Raw genomic sequence first — 19693 nt, 5'->3', positions numbered from 1 at the left:
GCGTTGCAGGACAACAAAAAACCGGCTCGCGCCGGTTTTCTTGCAACACACTGATTTTAAATGGTGGGCGGTACAGGGATCGAACCTGTGACCCTTGCCGTGTGAAGGCAATGCTCTACCGCTGAGCTAACCGCCCGGTGTGTTGCTGAGCCGCTCATTATAGGGGCTTTTCAGAGGCCGTCAACACTTTTTCACATTCGTGTTCACGGGTGTTTTCGGGGTGCGCAGCCGAGCATGGCTCGGCTCTACAGAACAGCGGGTTCACAGGCGTTTCGGGGCATGCAGCCGAGCCCAGCCCGGCGCTACCGGAATCACATCGTATGGGTCGGCTTGTCCGAGCTGGTAAGCCCGGCCAGCAGGGTCTCGATCTTGTGGCGCACGCCCTCGCCTTCGGCGCCGTCGGCCAGCTGCACGCCGATGCCGGCGGTGCGGTTGCCCTGCGCGCCAGCCGGGGTCACCCAGATCACCTTGCCGGCCACCGGCAGGCGCTCGCTGGAATCGGGCAGGGTCAGCAGCAGGAACACTTCGTCGCCCAGGAAATAGCGCTTGGGTGTGGGCACGAAGATGCCGCCATTCTTCACGAACGGCATGTACGCGCTGTACAGCGCGGCCTTGTCCTTCACAGCCAGGGACAGGATGCCCTGGCGGGCGTTGCTGGCACTCATCGATTTCCCCTTGCGGCAGGCCGCTCGTTCACCTTGTTCCAGGCCAGCAGCAACTCGACCACCGCAAGGTCTGCACGCACCGTGGTGCGCAGCAGGTCGCGGGTGCGGTTGGCCGCATCGAACCAGGCTGCAAGCTTGTGCAATCGCTCCGGCGTGGTCAAGGCATCGGTACTGGCCTGGGCCAGCGCCAGATCGGCAGCGAAGCGCAGGCGCAGCGACGCGTTGTCATCACCGCACCACTTCTGCGCCAGCTCCACCGCGCCGGTCTTGCCGGCGGCCAGCTGTTCCAGATCTCGACCGACTTCGCGGCGCAGGCTCAGGCCGTCTTCGCGCAGCCAGTTGTCGGCCTGGCCGGGATGGCCGCGGGCGGCCTCCAGCGCTTCGCGCACCGATGCTTCACTGTGGCCCAGCTGCTGCAGCCAGGCCAGTGCTTCGTGCTGCGGCGGCAGCTTGAATTCCAGTCGCTGGCAACGGCTGCGGATGGTCTGCGGCAGGCGTGCCGGATCGCTGCTGATCAGCCACAGATAGCGGCCGGGCTGCGGCTCCTCAAGCGTCTTCAGCAGCGCGTTGGCGGCCGAACGGTTGATCGCATCGGCCGGATCGACGATCACGACCTGCGCCACGCCGTACTGCGGGGTCAGCGCCAGCTTTTCGGTGATCTCGCGCACCTGCTCGATGACGATCTCGGTACGCAGCTTGTCGCCGCTCTTGTTCGGAATGAAGCTGACCAGCTGCAGGTCCGGATGGGTGCCGGCGGCGATCAGCTGGCGCGTGCGCGTGGCGTGCGTTGCATCACCCTGCGCCAGCACGTGGTCGGCCAGCGCCAGCGCCACCTCGCGCTTGCCCAGCCCGGCCGGGCCGCAGATCAGCAGGCCATGACCGAGGCGACCGGCGTCGAGCGCGGCCACGGTCTGGTCGAACGCGCGCTGCTGCCACGGCGAAAACGTGCTCATGCGCCCTCCCCGTCCTGCAGCCAACGCTCGAGACGTGCGACCACATCGGCGGCCACGCGTTCCTGCACCTGGCCGGCGTCGATCAGCGCGAAGCGCTGCGGGTCCTGCTGTGCGCGGCTGCGGAACACGGCGCGCACGCGCTGGAAGAAATCGTCCTGCTCGCTCTCGATGCGGTCCGGCCACAGGTCACGGCCATTCGCGCGGGCGCGGCCCACCGCCACATCCACATCCAGCAGCAGGGTCAGGCCCGGCAGCAGGCCGACCGCGCGGCGCTCCAGGTCGGCAATCCACTGCGGATCCAGGCCACGGCCGCCGCCCTGGTAGGCGTAGCTGGAATCGGTGAAGCGATCGCTCAGCACGTAGGCACCGCGCTGCAGCGCCGGCCGGATCACCTGGCGCACATGCTGGGCGCGTGCGGCGAACACCAGCAGCAACTCGGCTTCGGCGCTGAGCGGCTCGGCAGCGATCTCGGCATCAGGCTTCAGCACCAGGCCGCGGATGCGCTCGGCCAGTGGCGTACCGCCCGGCTCGCGGGTCAGCACCACCTCGTGGCCGTGGCTGCGCAGGCAGTCACGGATGGCATTGATGGCGGTGGTCTTCCCCGCGCCCTCGCCGCCTTCCAGGCTGACGAAACGCGGGTGACGAAGCAGCGCGGGACTCATTGCGCCGGGATCTCCTGGGTACGTTGCTGGCGCAGCTGCTGCAGGTAGCGGGCTACGGCGGCGTTGTGCTGCTCCAGGCTGGGCGAGAACACGTGAGCGCCGCTGCCGTCGCCCACGGCGACGAAGTACAGCGCGTCGCCGGCGGCCGGCTGCGCGGCGGCCATCAGCGCGTCGCGACTGGGCATGGCGATCGGGGTCGGGGTCAGGCCCGCACGGGTATAGGTGTTGTACGGCGTATCGGTGGTCAGGTCGCGGCGGCGGATGTTGCCGTCATACGCGGCACCGATGCCGTAGATCACGGTCGGGTCGGTCTGCAGGCGCATGCCGATCTTCAGGCGGCGCATGAACACGCCGGCGATCTGCGGGCGCTCGCTGGCCAGCGCGGTTTCCTTCTCGATGATCGACGCCAGCGTCAGCAGTTCGTAGGGCGTGTTGATCGGCAGGTCCGGCGCGCGGCTTTCCCAGGCTTCGTCCAGCGCCTTTTCCATTGCGGCGTGGGCGCGCTTGAGCACGTCCAGATCACTGTCGCCGCGCTGGTAGACGTAGGTCTCCGGCAGGAAGCGGCCTTCCGGGTGCTGGCCACCGAAGCCGAGGCGCTGCATCAACGCGGCGTCATCCAGGGTATCGGTGGTGTGCAGCAGCGGCTCGGCGCGCTTGAGTGCAGCACGCAGCTGGCGGATGTTCCAGCCCTCGACAATGGTGACGCGGTGCTGCAACACCTTGCCGGCGCGCATGCGCAGCAACAGCTCGCGCGGGGTCAGCTCGCCACTGAGCGCGTACTCGCCCACCTTCAGCTTGCCGGCCGCATCGAGCTGGCGCGCCAGCAGTTGCCACTGGGTGTCCTGGCCCTCGTCCACGCCGGCATCGCGCAGCTTGCGCAGCACGCTGTTCATGCCATCGCCGCTGGCGATGACCACGCTCTCGGCGGTCGGGGTGATCGGGGCATCGGCGAACCGGGTCTGCTGGTAGAAGAACCACGCGCCCGCGCCGGCCACGACGGCGGCCAGCACCACCACCAGCGTTACCACGAACAGACACCCGCGCTTGGCTCCCGCCATGGACTACCTCTGAACTCGATTCCGTCGTGCAGGATACCGTGCCGATGGATTGGGGTCATGACCGGGGTCGCGCCTGCGTGCCGACCAACGGTCGGCACCCACCACAATCCATGCCTGGCGCGGCGATCAGTAGATCCACGCCATGCGTGGATGAATGGCCATGGAGGACTCCGTGCCGACCAACGGTCGGCACCCACCGTGGGGGAATGGCGTTGCCGGCCCGCGGCCGGCACTACCCCTGCTGGCCGAGCGCGCGCAGCAGGCCGCGGGCCTTGGCGCGGGTCTCGTCCAGTTCCTTGTCCGGGTCCGAATCGACCACGATGCCGGCGCCGGTGCGGAAGCTCACCTCGTGGCCATCCACTTCGGCGGTACGGATCAGGATGTTCAGGTCCAGGTCGCCATCGCGGTTCAGCCAGCCGAACGCGCCGGTGTAGGCACCGCGCGGCACCTGCTCCAGCTCGCTGATGATCTGCATGCAGCGCACCTTGGGGCAGCCGGTGATGGTGCCGCCCGGGAACGTGGCGGCGATCACCTCGCCGGGCGTGACCTCCGGGCGCAGGTGGCCGCTGACGTTGCTGACGATGTGGTGCACATGCGCGTAGCTCTCCACGGTCATCAGCTCATCGACCACCACGGTGCCGGGCAGGCAGATACGGCCCAGGTCGTTGCGCTCCAGGTCGATCAGCATCACGTGCTCGGCACGCTCCTTGGGGTGGCCGACCAGTTCCTGGATGCGCGCGGCATCATCGTCGCCCTCGAAGCGCGGACGCGTGCCGGCAATAGGACGCGTCTGCGCGTGGCTGGCATGCACCGACACCAGCCGTTCCGGCGAGGAACTGACCACGTGGCGGCCGTGCGCGCTGAACAACCCGGCGAACGGTGCGGGGTTGGCACGGCGCAGCTGCGCATACAACGCCTGCGGGCTGACCGGCGCGGCGAACTGCGCGCTCCAGCGCCGCGACAGGTTCACCTGGAACACATCGCCGGCACGCAGGTAGTCGATCACCCGGCGCACGCCATCGGTGAAGCGCTGTGGCGCATCCTCGCCGACCGACTGCGGCGGCTGCCAGCCCTGCCCGGCCTCCGGCAATGCCTGCGACGCCAAGGTCATCAGCGCCTCCAGCAGGGTCTGCTCACCGGCTTCGGCGATGACGAAGCTGGCGTCGTTCTGGTGGTCGTGCAGCACCGCGGCCCGGCAGCGCAGCGCCATCGCGGTCGGGCGGCCGTCCTCGCGCGCGCGCGCCGGCAGCACCGGTTCGATCTGGCTGGCCACTTCGTAGTCCAGCATCAGCGCCCAGCCGCCACGGAACGGCAGGCTGTGGCTGCCGTCGTGCGGCAGACGTTCGTGCTGCCAGGCGCGATCCAGCGCCTGCAGGAACGTGCCGGGCTGCACGGCACCCTGCAGGTCGCGCACCTGGCCATCGGCGTCCAGCCGCAGGCCCTCGCCCTGCGTGGCCAGCAGCAGGCTCCAGCGGCCCTGGGCGGTGCCCGAGGCAGTGGATTCCATCAGCAGCGGGAAGCGCGCCGGGTCATGCTGCTGCAGGGCCAGCAGATCGATCGGGTGCGGCAGCGGGTGGATCAGCAGTGCGTGGGTCATGGCGGCCAGGTCGGGGGTTCAGATGCACGGAAGCCGCCTTGCGGCGGCTCCGTAGAACGCGGCATCGAGCATGGCCCGACGCTACAACTCGGTCAGACGCGCTTGAAGATCAGCGTGCCGTTGGTGCCGCCGAAGCCGAAGCCATTGGACATCACCACGTCGACCTTGGCCTGGCGTGCTTCGTTGGGCACGTAGTCCAGGTCGCAGCCTTCGCCCGGCTGCTGCAGGTTGATGGTCGGCGGAATGACGTTGTCCTGCAGCGCCATCACCGAGAAGATCGCTTCCACGCCGCCAGCAGCGCCCAGCAGGTGGCCGGTCATCGACTTGGTGGAGCTGACCATCATCTTGTAGGCGTGGTCGCCGAAGGCGGTCTTCATGGCCATGGTCTCGCCCAGGTCGCCCAGCGGCGTGGAGGTGCCGTGCGCGTTGAGGTAACCCACCTGTTCCGGGGTCACGCCCGCGTCCTTCATGGCCATGACCATGCAGCGTGCGGCGCCTTCGCCGTTCTCGCTCGGCGCGGTCATGTGGTACGCGTCGGAGCTGGCGCCGAAGCCGGCCAGTTCACAGTAGATCTTTGCGCCACGCGCCTTGGCGTGCTCGTACTCTTCCAGGATCAGGATGCCGGCGCCGTCGCCCAGCACGAAGCCGTCACGGTCCTTGTCCCACGGGCGCGAAGCCTGTTCCGGGGCGTCATTGCGGGTGCTCATGGCCTTCATCGCGCAGAAGCCACCCAGTGCGGTCGGCGAGGAGCCACGTTCGGCACCGCCGACCACCATCACGTCGGCGTCGCCGTACTGGATCATGCGCATCGCGGTACCGATCGAATGGTTCGAGGTCGCGCACGCCGACACCGCCGAGAACGACGGGCCCTTCAGGCCGGTGATGATGCTCAGCTGGCCCGGCAGCATGTTGATGATGGTCTTGGGCACGTAGAAGGGCGAGATCTTCTTGCCCTCGTGGAACTCGATGGTCTGCTCTTCGATGCCGAGCAGGCCGCCGATGCCGGCGCCGACGATGGCGCCGACGCGCTCGGCATTGGCGTCGGTGATCTCCAGGCCCGAGTCGTGCAGGGCCATGAACGAGGCACCAAGGCCGTAATGGATGAACGGGTCCATCTTCTTGGCATCCTTGCCGCTGACCCGGAATTTGCCGAACAGTTCGTTGTCGGCGGTGATGTCAAAGCCCTTGACCTCACCTGCAATCTTGGTGGTGAACCGATCCAGGTAGGCATCAGAAATGTTGGTCAGCGGACCGATGCCCGAACGACCGTGGGTGATGCCTTCCCAGCTGCTGGCCAGATCATTGCCCAACGGCGAGACGATACCCAGGCCGGTTACGACGACGCGACGCTTCATTGCTGATTCTCCTGACCCGAAGGTTCAATCGGGTAACACGGTTTGCTTCGGTGTGATGCCCAAACACACGGGGCCGCAACTGCGGCCCCATGGGGTGCGGTGCGCGGCGAGCGTGAGCCCGCGCGCGCACTGCCGTCTGACATCAGGCCTTGACGTGGGCCTTGACGTAGTCGATGGCGGCCTGCACGGTGCTGATCTTCTCGGCTTCTTCGTCCGGGATCTCGCACTCGAATTCTTCTTCCAGGGCCATCACCAGCTCGACGGTGTCCAGCGAGTCAGCGCCCAGGTCATCGACGAACGATGCGCTGTTGGTGACTTCTTCTTCCTTGACGCCAAGCTGTTCGACGACGATTTTCTTGACGCGTTCTTCGATGGTGCTCATGGGATCTCGCTCCAGATGGAGTTGTGGTTCAAAAGTGGTCGCCATCAAGGGCGATGGCCGTGGGATAGTGTAGTGGAAACCGGCGCGGCCTTGCATTGCAGCAAAAACCCCCGCAGATCAACCACTTGCGGCGCAATCCCTGCGCCCCTTGCTTACGGCATGTACATGCCGCCGTTCACATGGAGGGTTTCGCCGGTGATGTAACCGGCAGCCGGGCTGGCCAGGAAGGCCACCGCATGGGCGATGTCTTCCGGCGATCCCAGGCGTTCGAGGGCGATGTCGTTGATCAGCGCGGTGCGCGCTTCTTCCGGCAACGCCTTGGTCATGTCGGTGTCGATGAAGCCAGGTGCGACAACATTGACGGTGACGCCGCGCGAACCGATTTCCTTGGCCAGCGACTTGCTGAAGCCGATGATGCCGGCCTTGGCCGCGGCGTAGTTGGCCTGGCCGGCGTTGCCGGTCACGCCCACCACCGATGCGATGTTGATGATGCGGCCCTTGCGTGCCTTCATCATGCCGCGCATCACCGCCTTGCTGGTGCGGAACACGCTGGTCAGGTTGGTGTCGATGATCGACGCCCAGTCCTCGTCCTTCATGCGCATCAGCAGGTTGTCGCGGGTGATGCCGGCATTGTTGACCAGGATCGAGATCGGGCCGAATTCCTTGGCGATGCCATCGAGCACGCTGTCCAGCGCGGCGGCATCGGTGACGTTCAGCGCGCGGCCGTGACCGCCGTGGGCAGCCAGGCGTTCGCCGATCGCGGCAGCGCCGGATTCGGTGGTGGCGGTGCCGATGACGGTGGCGCCCTGGGCGGCCAGCAGATCGGCGATGGCGGCGCCAATGCCACGGCTGGCACCGGTGACCAGTGCGATTTCACCCTGCAGGGGCTTGCTCATGTTGTTTTCCTCAGACGGGAGCGGCCGCCGCACCGTGCCGCTTGCAGCGGCCACCGGTACGGTCGGCAGGAAACGGGGAAGGTCAGGCCGACCATGCCTCGCGGGCAGCTTCAAAGTCGCCCGGCGTGGCCAGAGGACGGCCGTCGATGGCCTTGTCGATGCGCTTGACCAGGCCGGTCAGCACCTTGCCTGGGCCGCACTCGGCGATCTGGGTGATGCCGCGGGCGGCCAGCGCCTGCACGCAACCGGTCCACTGCACCGGCTGGTACAGCTGCTGGACCAGCGCGGTGCGGATGGCGTCCACGCCGTCGTGCACCTGGGCATCGACGTTCTGCACCACCGGCAGCTGCGGCGCCTGCCAGGACAGGCCGGCCATCACTTCGGCCAGGCGGTTGGCGGCTTCGCGCATGAGCGGGGTGTGCGAGGGCACGCTGACGGCCAGCTTGACCGCCTTGCGCACGCCCTTCTCGGCCAGCAGCGCCAGTGCACGGTCGACCGCATCGGCGTCGCCACCGATCACGATCTGGCCCGGCGAATTGAAGTTGGCCGGCACCACCACCTGGCTGCCTGCGGCTTCGGCGCAGACGTCCAGCACCAGCTGGTCTTCGGCACCGAGCACGGCGGCCATGGCACCGACACCGGCCGGTGCCGCTTCCTGCATCAGCTGGCCACGCAGGCGCACCAGGTGCGCACCGTCATGCAGGCTCAGCGCGCCGGCGGCGACCAGGGCGGTGTACTCGCCCAGGCTGTGGCCGGACAGCACCGACGGGCGCGGGCCGCCCACGGCGTTCCAGGCGCGCCACACGCCGATGCTGGCGGCCAGCAGGGCCGGCTGGGTGTATTCGGTACGGTTGAGCATTTCCTCCGGGCCGCCCTGGGACAACGCCCACAGGTCGACACCGGCACCATCGGATGCCTCGGTGAAGGCTTCACGCACCTGCGGGTGCAGTTCGGCCAGCTCGGCCAGCATGCCCACAGACTGCGAGCCCTGGCCGGGGAAGACAAAAGCGAGGGTGGATACGGTCACGCGGTCATCCGCTTGTTGCAATCGAAGCGGGCCATGATAAGGGGGAATCCGCTGTGTCGTCTGTACGTGCGCGTATGCAGGCGTATGGAGCAATGACAGGGTCAGATCCCTTTTCCACCGGAAATGGGATCTGACCCCGGCCGACGATCAGCAGAACAGCTGCAGGACGTCCAGATCGCCGTCGGCGAGGAAATCCACGCACAGGCCCACCAGCATCAGCACGCCAGCAGTGCTGGCACCGTGGGTGATGAAGATCGAATGGGCCAGCGCGCGCGCTGACCGGCCCAGCTTCATGCAGACCCTGGCCAGGCTGCGCAGGCGGCCACTGACCGCATGCACGTGCTCGCGCACCGGTGCCTGGGCACCGCCCATCGCCTCGGCCATCATCGCCTGCAGGTGCTCGGGGCGGTCGGCATAGTACTTGGCCACGCCATAGCCGAACATCAGCCAGTCGCGGGCCTGGGCTTCGGACAGGTCCATCACTTCCAGTGGATCTTCCTCGAAGTCGATGAAACCGACCTTGTCGCCATCCCAGGTGAGGTTGCGCGGCAACGGCTGGCCGAAATAGGCGCCGCGCGCATGCGCTTCGGCAATGGCCTGCATCGCCGCCATGACCAGCCGATCACGACCGGCCTCGTCGGCCTGGCGCAGGCAGGTATTGAACGAGCTGCCGTTGTCGCCGATTACCAGCGCGGCATGGCCGGTGCCCAGCACGTCAGGCACGTTCACACCTTGCGCCTGCAGTTCTGCAAGGCGGCGGGCCTCGGTTTCGCGTGCGGCGTCGCCGCCACGGTGCGGAGGAGGACGAAGGGCATCGAGGTGGAAACGACGGGCAACAAAATTGAGCAGGCCAAGGGCCAGCGCCCGGCTTCCCTTGCCGTACTGCTTCAGCCAGGCACGTTGCCCTTCAATGACGATGGGCTCAACCATGACAGGTCCTCCTTAAACGCGTTACGGCCCCGGAGGGCCGCAACGACAAAGCTTCACATTGTCGTAACTTGCACTATCAATAGCGCAACAGAGCCGAACCCCACGTGAAGCCACCACCGAAGGCCTCCAGCAGCAGCAGCTGGCCGCGCTCGACCTTGCCCGAACGCACGGCGGCGTCGAGCGCCAGCGGCACCGAGCCGGACGAGGTATTGCCATGCTTGTCGACAGTCACCACCACCTGGTCCATCGACATCTCCAGGCGCTTGGCGGTGGCTTCGATGATGCGCAGGTTGGCCTGGTGCGGAATCAGCCAATCCAGGTCGGACTTGTCCAGGCCGTTGGCGGCCAGGGTCTCGTCCACGACCGAGTCCAGCGCCTTGACGGCGTACTTGAACACGTCGTTGCCCTTCATGTTGATGGTGCCGCCACCGTTGGCGCCGTCCTTGAAACCGCTCGAGACGCCGACCGGGTTCCACAGCAGTTCCTTCTTGCTGCCGTCGGCATGCAGGTGGGTGCTGAGGATGCCGGTCTCTTCGTCGGCCTTGAGCACGACGGCGCCAGCGCCATCGCCGAACAGTACGCAGGTGGTGCGATCGTTCCAGTCGACCATGCGGGTCAGCGTTTCGGTGCCGATCACCAGCACGTGCTTGCAGTCACCGGAACGGATGAATTTATCGGCCACGCCCAGCGCGAACACGAAGCCCGAGCAGGCTGCGTTGACGTCGAAGGCGGGGCACCCGGCCACACCGAGCTTGGCCTGGATCAGGCACGCGGTGGACGGGAAAATAAGGTCAGGCGTGGTCGTACCGACCACGATCATGTCGAGCTGCGAAGCGTCGATGCCTGCGGCTTCCAGCGCGCGCAGGGCGGCGTTGTAGCCAAGGTCGCTGGTGGTTTCGCCTTCGGCCGCGATGTGCCGTTCACGAATGCCGGTGCGCGACTGGATCCACTCGTCCGAGGTTTCGACCATTTTTTCCAGGTCGGCGTTGGTCAGGACTTTTTCCGGCAAATAGCTGCCGGTGCCCGCGATCCTCGAGTAGATCCGCTTGCTCATCATGTTTCCTGTTGCGCGGGCCGCCGATCACCGGCACGCCCGGGAAAGAAGGCAAAGGCCGCTGCCCGGAGGCAGCGGCCTTCCCGGCACATCAATCTTCTTCGACGGCCGAGGTCTTGGTCTGGATGACCTTCTTGCCGCGGTAGAAACCATCGGCAGTGATGTGGTGACGCAGATGCACTTCGCCGGTGGTCGGGTCGGTCGACAGCTGCTTGGCGCTCAGGGCGTCATGCGAACGGCGCTGGCCGCGGCGGGACGGGGTAACACGGGATTTCTGGACAGCCATGGGATTGCTCCAAACTCGGTTCGTTTTGCTTCGTCGTTTCGTCGCACAGGACGCCAGCGCCCAGCACACTTTTCGCTTTCGCCGCAGCCGCCGACGACAACCGGCTGCTATTGTTTCTTCAATGCCGCCAACGCCGCAAACGGGTTGGCCTTCTTTGTTTCTTCTTCGCTCGGCGCCCAGTCCTTGTCGACTGCTTCACCGTCGGGCGACAGCGGTACCACCGGCACCGCCAGCACCAGCTCGTCCTCGACCAGATCCAGCGGCTTCAGCTGGCCATCTTCCGGCACCAGCAACGCCTCGTATTCCTCCGGCAGTGACGATTCCTCGTCCTCGTCGCGGATCAGGCCAAGCCTCTGGGTCACCTTCACCGGCAACAGGAATCGCTGCATGCTGCGCTGACAGGTCAGCGGCAACGCGGTGTCGATGGTCAGTTCCACATAGGATACCCGCAAGACGTCGTCGCGACCGAATTCAAGCGAGTAGACGCACTCGCCGTCGGTATCTGCGACCAACCCCTGCAGGCGGGTCAATTCAGCCAGGGAGACCTGACCGTCGAAGCGCCTTCGCGCTACAACCATCCGCCAGGCATCCAGCGTTTCGGGCACGTTCGCGGACATAAGCCGCTGAATACTAAGGATCGGGGCGGCGGCTGTCAAATGCCCGCCATACAGGACTTGCCGCTGGCGCTGCAGACGGGCCAGACTGCTTCGCCCTGCCCCGGTATTGTCGCATGTCACTGGTCCTGGCCTCCACGTCCCGCTACCGCCGTGAACTGCTGCAGCGGCTGGGCCTGCCCTTCGACTGCGCGCGCCCTGAGGTGGATGAAACCCCGTTGAACAACGAAGCGCCCTTGGCCCTGGCCACCCGCCTGGCCGCCACCAAGGCGGTCGAGGTGGCGTGCCGGCGTCCCGGCGCGTGGGTGATCGGCTCGGACCAGGTCGCGGACCTGAACGGCCAGCCACTGGGCAAACCGGGTACGGTCGAGGCCGCCTGCGCACAGCTGGCGGCGATGTCCGGGCAGACCGTGCACTTCCATACCGCCGTCTGCCTCAGCCGTGATGGAGCATCATTCACGGCCACCGATCTGACCGAGGTCCGCTTCCGCGCACTGGAACCGGACGAGATCGCCCGCTACGTGGCCACCGAACAGCCGCTGGACTGCGCCGGCAGCTTCAAATGCGAGGGCCTGGGCATCAGCCTGTTCGACGCCATCGACAACCGCGACCCGACCGCGCTGATCGGCCTGCCGCTGATCACGCTATGCGGATTGCTGCGCAGGGCAGGTTTCGCGGTGCCGTGAACGGTAGAGCCGAGCCCATGCCCGGCTGTTTTTTTGAGGCTGCCTGCATCTGAAGCAGAAGCAGCCGAGCATGGGCTCGGCTCTACAGGACCAGAGGACCTCAACGGACCTCGAACGCTTGCTCCTGCCATTGCTCCACGCTGCCGTCGCGCCCGTGCAGGCGCAGGCCCAGCCAATGCCTGCCCGGCGCGAGCGTGGCGGTATCCAGCGAGGCGTCGAAGCCCACCGCCGGATGCTGCGGATCGGTACTGTCCGGCCAGGTGTGGCGCACGTCGAACACACGCCCGTAGCGGGCATCACCGATGGAGCGGCCATCGACCAGCACTTCAACCCGCGCCAGGCCGACGCCATCCTTGAACGCCCAGCCCTTGATCGCGAGCGTGCCGGACACCTTCTCGCCGTTGGACGGCACATCCAGCCACGCCATCGCCGGCGTCACGCACGGCCCTTGCGCGCGCTGCACCGGCAGGCGGAACAACAGGAAGCGCTGGAATCCGTGATCACTGCTGACCACGCGTGGCGCAGTCAGCGGCCCCACCTGATCGCAGATGACGTGATAGCGCGCCAGCAGTTCGCGATAGCGCTGGTCGCTGGGTGACAGCACCAGCAGCATCGGCGCCGTGCGCTCGCCCTGATGCAGCAGGCCCCACTGTGCCAGCTGTGCGGTGCGGCCATGCTTGTCATTGAGCGGATGCGGCAGCACCTCGATGTTGCCATTGCCCAGCTGGAAACCCAGTTCAGCGCCGACCTTGAAGTTGCCGGCCAGCACGCGTGTCCCTTGCGGCATCTGCCGCAACTCCTCGCGCACCGCTACCGCCAGGGGTTGCCAGCCGGCGAAATTGCGCGGGTAGTACTTGCTGCCGGCCATCTGCTCGCGCAGTGCCGGCGTGGAGGCCATCAGGTAGTAGCCGAAGGCCAGCACCATGCCCGCACCGGCCAACCACCAGCCGGTGCGGCGCAGCCAGCGCGGCCAGCCGTTGAGCACCACCGGCACCGCCACCAGCAGTGCGAGGTAACCCGGCAGCGGCCAGTGGAAACTGATCCGCTCGACGTCAGTAAAGAAGCCGAGCACGAAAATGCCCAGCGTGGATACGCCGCCCACCAGGCCGAAATAGCGCCACTGCACGCGCGCGCCGCCACCGCTCCGGGTTCCTGCCAGCGCCACCTTCCACATCGCCATGCACAGGATCGGCGTCACCAGCATCGGCTGGATCACCAGGAACCACAGCCCGCCCCATTCGAAGGCCCAGGGATGACGCTCGACCACCTGGAATTTCAGCCCGGCATCGTGGTTGTCCGCATTCCACGCCAGCAGTGGCAGCCACGCCAGCACGCCCACCGCCAACGCGACCCATACGCGCGGATCGGCCAGCATGCGCCTCCCCTGCGGCAATGCCAGCAGCGCAATGAAACCCACGCCGATGACACCGATGAAGCGGTAATGGCTGAGCGCACCGATCAACAGGCCCAGCGCCAGCTTCATCGCCGAGGAGGCATCCACGTTGTGCAGCAGGCGCGCGCCGGCATGCAGGCAGATCACCGCCGCCAGTGCCATCGGCACGTCCGGCACCGCCAGCAGGCCCAGCGTCGCCGACAACGGCATCAACAGCGTGAGGCTGCCCGCCTGCCAACCGGCCACGTTGCCGAACCAGCGCGTGGCCGTGCGCACCACCAGCAGCGGCAGCAGCGCACCGATGGCCAGGAATGGCAGGCGCAACGCGAGCACGTGATGGCCACCGATCTCAACGCCCAGCCGGGCCAGCCACGCGGTCAGCCCGGGCAGGTCCGAATAGGCTGCGGCCAGATGCTGGCCTTCCTGCCAATAGAACGCTTCGTCGACGAACAGCGGCAGGCGCGCGGCAACGATCAGCTTGGCCGCTGTGACCAGCGTCCATAACCAGAGAAATATCGTCCGTGCGCGCTGTTCGCCTTGCATTGCTCTATGGATAATCGAGTGGATTCCAGATCTGAGACGATCATGCCAGCCTCGTCCCCCAATCCCAGCATGCTAACCGATCAATTGCGTCAGGCCCTGCGGGAGGCACAGGATCAGGTCAACGCACTGGTGCTGGGCAAGGTGCCGGAAGTCAGGCTGGCCTTCGTCGCATTGCTGTCCGGCGGCCACCTGCTGATCGAAGACCTGCCCGGCCTGGGCAAGACCACGCTGGCGCATGCGCTGGCCAGCAGCCTGGGCCTCAGTTTCCAGCGCGTGCAGTTCACCTCAGACCTGTTGCCCGCCGATGTGCTGGGCGTGTCGGTGTATGAAGCCGGCGGCCGCCAGTTCCAGTTCCACCCAGGCCCGGTGTTCACCCACGTACTGCTGGCCGACGAGATCAATCGCGCCCCCCCGCGCACGCAGAGCGCGTTGCTGGAAGCGATGGCCGAGCAGCAGGTCACCCTGGACGGGCAGACGCACCCGCTGCCGGACCCTTTCTTCGTCATCGCCACACAGAACCCGGTGGACCTGTCAGGCACCTTCCCGCTGCCGGATTCACAGCTGGATCGCTTCCTGCTGCGGCTGGCGATGGGCTATCCCAGCGCCCGGGCCGAGCGCGAGCTGCTGCGTGGCAGCGACCGCCGCGACCTGATCGCGCGGGCCGTGCCGAAGCTGGATGACACCCAGGTGCGCACGTTGCGCGACGCGGTGAACCAGGTGCATGCCAGCGACGCGCTGATCGACTATGTGCAGGCCCTGCTGACCCGCAGCCGCCAGCACGCAGGCGTGCGCGTCGGCCTGTCGCCGCGTGCCGGCCTGGCGCTGCTGCGTGCAGCCAGAGCACATGCACTGCTGCTGGGTCGCGCGCATGTGGTGCCGGAGGACGTGCAGACGCTGTTCGTCGCCGTGGCCGGCCACCGGTTGGTGGCGGAAGCCGAATCCAGTTCGGGGCCGGCATTGGCACGCGCGATCCTGCAGACCGTCGCGGTGGATTGAACGTGGCCACACGCTGGGCACGCATGCAGCTGCTGGCTCGGCCGCGCAGGCCCGAAGCCTTGCCGAAGCGACTGGATCGCCATCGCATCTATGTGCTGCCCACCCGCTTCGGCCTGTTCGTTGCAATCCTGCTGGCAGCCATGCTGCTGGGCGCGCTGAACTACAACAACAATCCCGCCCTGCTGCTGGCCCTGCTGCTGGCGGCAGCGGCAATCGCCAGTGCCATTGCCGCGCATCTCCAGTTGTCCGGCGTACAGATCGACGCGATCTCCGCCGAGCCGGTACCGGCCGGGCAACCCTTGCGCCTGCGCGTGGACCTCTCTCTGCGGGATCCGCGTGCGCGGCACGGCCTTCATCTCCAGCTGGGCGACAGCCAGGCCTGGACCTCGCTGCCTGCACACGGCCGTGGTGAACTGGAACTGGAGGTTCCCAGCGAACGCCGGGGCTGGCTGGAGCTTCCACGTATCCGCCTGTCCACGACCCAGCCCCTGGGCCTGGTGCGGGCGTGGTCGTGGGTGTGGCCGGAACAGCCGCTGCTGGTCTACCCGCTGGCCGAAGCCCTGGCGCCTGCACTGCCGGAGAGCGGCAGCGATCCGCTGCATACCCGTGGCCACGCCAGCGGCGAGGAACTGCATCAGCTGCGCCCCTACCGGGCGGGCGATGCGCCGCGCAGCATTTCCTGGAAGCACTCGGCACGCCGCGACAGCCTGCTGGTGCGCGAGTACGAAAAACCGGTCGGCATCGAAGTAGTCCTCGACTGGCGCGCATTGGCGCCGCTGGGCCAAGAAGCACGCATTGCTCGATTGGCGCGCTGGGTGGATGTAGCCGAGCGCGAGGGCCGCCGCTACACCCTGTTGCTGCCTGCACACCCGCCGTTCGGGCCCGGACAGGGCGCCAGCCACCACCACCTGTGCCTGCGCGCGCTGGCGCTGATGCCGCATGACTGAGACCCCGGAGCTGCTCGACCGCAACGCCCGCAACTGGACCCTGGCCAGCGCGGCGCTGGCTCTGTTGCCGCTGCTGCTGCAGCTGCCGCCACTGCTGGCTGGCGTGATCGCGCTGGCGGCGATTTTCACCGCCGCCCTGTCGCGGCGGACAGTGCTGCCGATGCCGGTGCGCCTGCTGCTGGTGCTGGTCATGCTCGGCGCCATCGTCTGGCAGATGGGCATGGTGCGCCCAGGACGCGACACCGGTTGCGCGCTGCTGGCCGCGATGCTGGCGATCAAGTCCAGCGAGCTGCGCAGCCTGCGTGATGCCCGCAGTCTGCTCGGCTTTGCGCTGTTCTCGCCCTTTGCAGCATTCCTGCTCGACCAGGGGCCGCTGACAACAGCACTGGCCGCGCTGGCCGGGGTCAGCGCACTGCTCGCCCTTCAACGCCTGGCCCAGGATGAAGGCCATGCTGGCCGCCTGCCGTTGCGCGGGCAGCTGCGTGGTGTCGGCCGCCTGCTGGCGATCGGCCTGCCGCTGGCATTGGCCTGCTTCTGGCTGTTCCCGCGCCTTGCCACGCCACTGTGGGGCGTTCCCGAGCGCGCCGTGGGTACACCGGGGCTGTCCGACAGCATGGAACCCGGCCAGTGGCTGGACCTGATGGCCGACGACACCCCGGCGTTGCGCGTGCAGTTCTTCGGTGCCCCACCCGAGCCGGCGCAGCGCTACTGGCGCGGCCCTGTACTGACCGCCTTCGATGGACGGCGCTGGACACGCGAGCCTGCGAGCGCGCGGCGACCTGCTGCGGTGGTTGAAGCCGGTACACAGGGCTGGGATTACCAGATCGACTACGAGCCGACTGACCGCCGCCAGCTTGTGGCGCTGGACCTGCCCAGCGGTGCGCCTGCGGGCAGCATGCTGGATGCGGACATGAGCCTGCGCAGCGAACGCCCGCTGGCCTCGCTCAGCCGCTGGCGATTGCATTCGGCCCCTCCACGGCAGTTCGACAGCACGCTGTCGCCCCTTCTGCGCCGCGCGACGCTGCAGCTGCCGGCCGGCTTCAACCCGCGCACCGCCACCCTGGCCCAGCAATGGCGACAGGACGCCGGCGGTGATGACGAGGCCATCGTGCGCCGCGCGCTGCAGTGGATCACCACGGATTTCTCGTACACGCTGGATACCCCGGCGGCGGGGCGCGACCCGATCGACGAGTTCCTGTTCGGCTACAAGGCCGGCTTCTGTGAACACTTCAGCTCGGCTTTCGTGGTGCTGATGCGCAACGCGGGTGTACCCGCGCGGGTGGTGACCGGTTTCGCCGGCGGCACCCGCAACCGCATCGGCGACTACTGGGTGGTGCGGCGGATGGATGCCCACGCCTGGGCCGAGGTGTGGCTGCCGCAGCGCGGCTGGGTACGGGTAGACCCGACGGCGGCCGTGGCACCGGAACGCATCCTGGACACGCTGGACGACCGCCTGCAGGCCGGCACGGACACACCACTGCGACAGCGGTGGCTGCAGCTGGGCCAGATGGGGGATTGGCTGCGCCGCGGCTGGAACGATCTGGTGCTGTCCTTCGATGCGCGCCGCCAGCAGCAACTGCTCAAGCCTTTCGGGCTGGACGATCTGGGTCCCGGGCAGCTGGTCGCCGGCTTCGTCGTGGCCGCCCTGCTGGCACTGGCGTGGATGGCCTGGCTGCTGGCCCGCGGCGAGCGCGAACGCGACCCGCTGCTGCGCGCCTGGCATCGCCTCGGGCGACGCTACGCCCGCCTCGGCCTGGCCCGAGAACCGCACGAAACCGCACAGCACTGGGCACAGCGGGTTCACCGGCAGCGACCCGACCCCACCCTGCTCGCGCTCAGCCAGCGTTTCGCCGACGCGCGCTACGCTGGAACTTGCAACGACCTCGCCTCATTATTGCGGGACCTGCGCAGGCATCGCCCGACTTCCGGAGCCTCCCCATGAACACCAAGTTCCTCCTCACCGCTGTGGCCACGCTGGCCCTGTCGGCCTGCGCCACGGCCCCGAAGCCGCTGCAGGGACAGTTCAGCCTGGTCTCTCCTCGCGACTCGGTCGCTACCCAGCAGGTCGGCACGCCGGTCCGTTGGGGCGGTCGCATCATCGAAACCAAGCCTGGCCAGGGCGAGACCTGCTTCCAGATCATCTCGCGCCCGCTCAATGGCAGTGGCCGCCCGAACACCACCTCGTCCGATGCCAGCGACGGCCGCTTCATCGCCTGCCGTGCCGGCTTCTACGACCCGGCGGTGTTCGAGGCCGGTCGTGACGTCACCTTCATCGGCAAGATCGACGGCTACCAGAACACCCGCATCGGCGAGTACGACTATCGCCTGCCGAAGCTGGCGGCCGATGTCATCTACCTGTGGCCGGAACAGCGCCAGGTCGATGTGGTGCCCTACCCCTATGGCCCGTGGGGTCCGGGTCCGTGGGGCCCTTACTGGGGCGGCTATGGCCGCTGGGGCTGGTGGTGATCGCCACCGCACAGGCATGACGGAAAGGCCGCCCTCGGGCGGCCTTTTTCATCCACGCATGGCGTGGACAGGGGCTTCAACGCCCAGGCGCACCGAAATGCCCCAGCGGTGCCCCCGCCAGCAGGTGCATATGGATATGGAACACGGTCTGCCCGGCATGCTCACGGCAGTTCATCACGATGCGGTAGCCGTCCTGCGCGAAGCCCTCGCGGCGCGCGTACTCGGCAGCGGCCAGGGCCAGTTTGCCGATCAGGTGCGCCTGCGAGGGCTGCAGGTCGTCCAGGGTCGGAATGATCTCGTTCTTCGGGATGAACAGCACATGCACCGGCGCCTGCGGTGCGATGTCCTTGAAGCCCAGCACCTCGTCATCCTCGTAGACGATGGTGGCCGGGATCTCACGACGGATGATCTTGCTGAAAAGGGTTTCGTTGCTCATGGTCGGCCTCGGCGGAGATGTCTCCCGCATTGTAGGCCGCCCACGCCCGGCCACGTCCGGCCGTTGCTCAATCGCGGAATTCGCTGCGCGTACCGAACGCGTGCGACAGCGTGCCACGATCAACGTATTCGAGCTCGCCGCCCAGCGGCAGGCCCTGCGCCAGGCGGCTGGGCTGCACCTTGCGTGCGCGCGCCAGCTGCGCCAGGTAATGCGCGGTGGCCTCGCCCTCGACAGTGGCGCTGGTGGCGATGATCAGCTCCTGCACCTCGCCTTCGGCCAGCCGTCGCTCCAGCTGCTCCAGACCCAGTTCGCGCGGGCCGACGCCATCGAGCGGCGACAGTCGCCCCTGCAGCACGAAGTAGACACCGCGGAAGCCGGTGGCGTTTTCGATGGCCAGGCGGTCGGCCGGCGATTCGACCACGCACAGCTGGCTGCGCTCGCGGCTGCCGTTGGCACAGGTCGGGCACAGCTCGGTTTCGCTGAAATCGCGGCACTGCGCACAGTGGCCGATGCGCTCCACCGCCAGCGCCAGGGTCTGGGCCAGGCGCTGGCCACCTTCGCGCTCGCGCTCTAGCAGGTGGTAGGCCATGCGCTGCGCCGTCTTCTGGCCCACGCCAGGCAGCACCCGCAGCGCGTCGATCAATTGTTCAAGCAGGGGTGCGGACACGGCGGTGTGCTTTGATGGCGTCGAGCAAGCTCGACAGCTACGTGTAGAGTCGAGCCATGCTCGACTGAGGGTTGCAGCGG

21 protein-coding genes and 1 tRNA gene are annotated in these 19693 nt (G+C 67.3%); 5 read left to right on the top strand and 17 right to left on the bottom strand.

Translation table 11 applies throughout. The features are described 5' to 3' along the window. Positions 1–61: 61 nt before the first annotated feature. The 14 genes from ROV95_RS19005 to ROV95_RS18940 form a co-directional block, all read right to left on the bottom strand. A tRNA-Val gene (locus ROV95_RS19005) sits at positions 62–136 on the bottom strand. A 175-nt stretch (positions 137–311) separates the two neighbouring features. Continuing rightward, positions 312–665, bottom strand: a complete 354-nt coding sequence (locus tag ROV95_RS19000; RefSeq protein ID WP_004146965.1) for a PilZ domain-containing protein — start codon at positions 663–665, stop codon at positions 312–314. Then, positions 662–1618, bottom strand: coding sequence for a DNA polymerase III subunit delta' (locus ROV95_RS18995; RefSeq protein WP_155029044.1), 957 nt, complete (start codon positions 1616–1618; stop codon positions 662–664). The genes ROV95_RS19000 and ROV95_RS18995 overlap by 4 nt, the downstream gene beginning before the upstream one ends. Next, on the bottom strand, positions 1615–2280 hold the full coding sequence (tmk, locus tag ROV95_RS18990; RefSeq protein WP_312545841.1) for a dTMP kinase: 666 nt from the start codon (positions 2278–2280) through the stop codon (positions 1615–1617). Before tmk ends, ROV95_RS18995 begins: the two co-directional genes overlap by 4 nt. After that, entirely contained in the window at positions 2277–3338 is a 1062-nt protein-coding gene (gene mltG / locus ROV95_RS18985) for an endolytic transglycosylase MltG (RefSeq protein ID WP_019659494.1), read from the bottom strand. The genes tmk and mltG overlap by 4 nt, the downstream gene beginning before the upstream one ends. Before the next feature lie 232 nt (positions 3339–3570). Beyond that, a complete protein-coding gene (locus ROV95_RS18980; protein WP_312545840.1) occupies positions 3571–4935 on the bottom strand; it encodes an aminodeoxychorismate synthase component I in 1365 nt (454 codons plus the stop codon). 92 nt (positions 4936–5027) lie between these two features. Beyond that, positions 5028–6290, bottom strand: coding sequence for a beta-ketoacyl-ACP synthase II (gene fabF, locus ROV95_RS18975; protein ID WP_312545838.1), 1263 nt, complete (start codon positions 6288–6290; stop codon positions 5028–5030). A gap of 142 nt (positions 6291–6432) precedes the next feature. Further along, positions 6433–6672: an acyl carrier protein gene (gene acpP / locus ROV95_RS18970; RefSeq protein ID WP_005408313.1), complete on the bottom strand. Its 240-nt coding sequence runs from the start codon at positions 6670–6672 to the stop codon at positions 6433–6435. 152 nt (positions 6673–6824) lie between these two features. Then, entirely contained in the window at positions 6825–7568 is a 744-nt protein-coding gene (gene fabG, locus ROV95_RS18965; RefSeq protein WP_005408312.1) for a 3-oxoacyl-ACP reductase FabG, read from the bottom strand. Positions 7569–7650: 82 nt separating this feature from the next. Then, a complete protein-coding gene (fabD, locus tag ROV95_RS18960; protein ID WP_019659498.1) occupies positions 7651–8595 on the bottom strand; it encodes an ACP S-malonyltransferase in 945 nt (314 codons plus the stop codon). Positions 8596–8742: 147 nt separating this feature from the next. Beyond that, positions 8743–9525, bottom strand: coding sequence for a serine/threonine protein kinase (locus tag ROV95_RS18955; RefSeq protein ID WP_019659499.1), 783 nt, complete (start codon positions 9523–9525; stop codon positions 8743–8745). 76 nt (positions 9526–9601) lie between these two features. After that, positions 9602–10579, bottom strand: coding sequence for a beta-ketoacyl-ACP synthase III (locus tag ROV95_RS18950; RefSeq protein WP_019659500.1), 978 nt, complete (start codon positions 10577–10579; stop codon positions 9602–9604). A gap of 91 nt (positions 10580–10670) precedes the next feature. Further along, positions 10671–10865, bottom strand: coding sequence for a 50S ribosomal protein L32 (gene rpmF, locus ROV95_RS18945; protein WP_005408308.1), 195 nt, complete (start codon positions 10863–10865; stop codon positions 10671–10673). A gap of 107 nt (positions 10866–10972) precedes the next feature. Beyond that, positions 10973–11482 carry a YceD family protein gene (locus ROV95_RS18940; RefSeq protein ID WP_019659501.1) on the bottom strand — a complete coding sequence of 170 codons (510 nt, stop codon included), beginning with the start codon at positions 11480–11482 and terminating at the stop codon, positions 10973–10975. Between the two features lie 113 nt (positions 11483–11595). Here ROV95_RS18940 and ROV95_RS18935 point away from each other — a divergent pair, with 113 nt between their 5' ends. Continuing rightward, positions 11596–12165, top strand: coding sequence for a Maf family protein (locus ROV95_RS18935; protein WP_058979442.1), 570 nt, complete (start codon positions 11596–11598; stop codon positions 12163–12165). 100 nt (positions 12166–12265) lie between these two features. Here the strand turns inward: ROV95_RS18935 and ROV95_RS18930 are convergent, their stop codons facing one another. After that, complete coding sequence (locus tag ROV95_RS18930; RefSeq protein WP_312545834.1) at positions 12266–14101, bottom strand: glycosyltransferase family 39 protein; 1836 nt, start codon at positions 14099–14101, stop codon at positions 12266–12268. A 42-nt stretch (positions 14102–14143) separates the two neighbouring features. On the opposite strand from ROV95_RS18930, the gene ROV95_RS18925 reads away from it, so the two are divergent. Genes ROV95_RS18925 through ROV95_RS18910 form a run of 4 tightly spaced genes read left to right on the top strand, consistent with a single transcriptional unit; the run spans position 14144 to position 18510 of the window. Continuing rightward, positions 14144–15097 carry an AAA family ATPase gene (locus tag ROV95_RS18925; RefSeq protein ID WP_312545832.1) on the top strand — a complete coding sequence of 318 codons (954 nt, stop codon included), beginning with the start codon at positions 14144–14146 and terminating at the stop codon, positions 15095–15097. A 23-nt stretch (positions 15098–15120) separates the two neighbouring features. Beyond that, positions 15121–16044: a DUF58 domain-containing protein gene (locus tag ROV95_RS18920; protein ID WP_312546097.1), complete on the top strand. Its 924-nt coding sequence runs from the start codon at positions 15121–15123 to the stop codon at positions 16042–16044. After that, positions 16037–17986 carry a DUF3488 and transglutaminase-like domain-containing protein gene (locus ROV95_RS18915; RefSeq protein ID WP_312545830.1) on the top strand — a complete coding sequence of 650 codons (1950 nt, stop codon included), beginning with the start codon at positions 16037–16039 and terminating at the stop codon, positions 17984–17986. The genes ROV95_RS18920 and ROV95_RS18915 overlap by 8 nt, the downstream gene beginning before the upstream one ends. Beyond that, entirely contained in the window at positions 17983–18510 is a 528-nt protein-coding gene (locus ROV95_RS18910; protein WP_019659507.1) for a Slp family lipoprotein, read from the top strand. Before ROV95_RS18915 ends, ROV95_RS18910 begins: the two co-directional genes overlap by 4 nt. Positions 18511–18586: 76 nt before the next feature. On the opposite strand, the gene ROV95_RS18905 is transcribed toward ROV95_RS18910, so the two are convergent. Together ROV95_RS18905 and recR are read right to left on the bottom strand one after the other, a co-directional pair. Then, the gene (locus ROV95_RS18905; RefSeq protein ID WP_005408300.1) at positions 18587–18946 is read right to left on the bottom strand and encodes a histidine triad nucleotide-binding protein; all 360 of its coding nucleotides are present in this window, start codon (positions 18944–18946) and stop codon (positions 18587–18589) included. Between the two features lie 67 nt (positions 18947–19013). Next, positions 19014–19613 (bottom strand): recombination mediator RecR, encoded by a 600-nt coding sequence (recR, locus tag ROV95_RS18900; RefSeq protein ID WP_058979448.1) that lies wholly within the window; start codon positions 19611–19613, stop codon positions 19014–19016. Between the last annotated feature and the right edge of the window lie 80 nt (positions 19614–19693).

The sequence above is a fragment of the Stenotrophomonas maltophilia group sp. msm1 genome, from assembly GCF_032025805.1.
In the GTDB taxonomy this organism is placed as follows: Bacteria; Pseudomonadota; Gammaproteobacteria; order Xanthomonadales; family Xanthomonadaceae; genus Stenotrophomonas; species Stenotrophomonas hibiscicola.
This window is presented reverse-complemented; position numbering and strand designations above follow the sequence as displayed.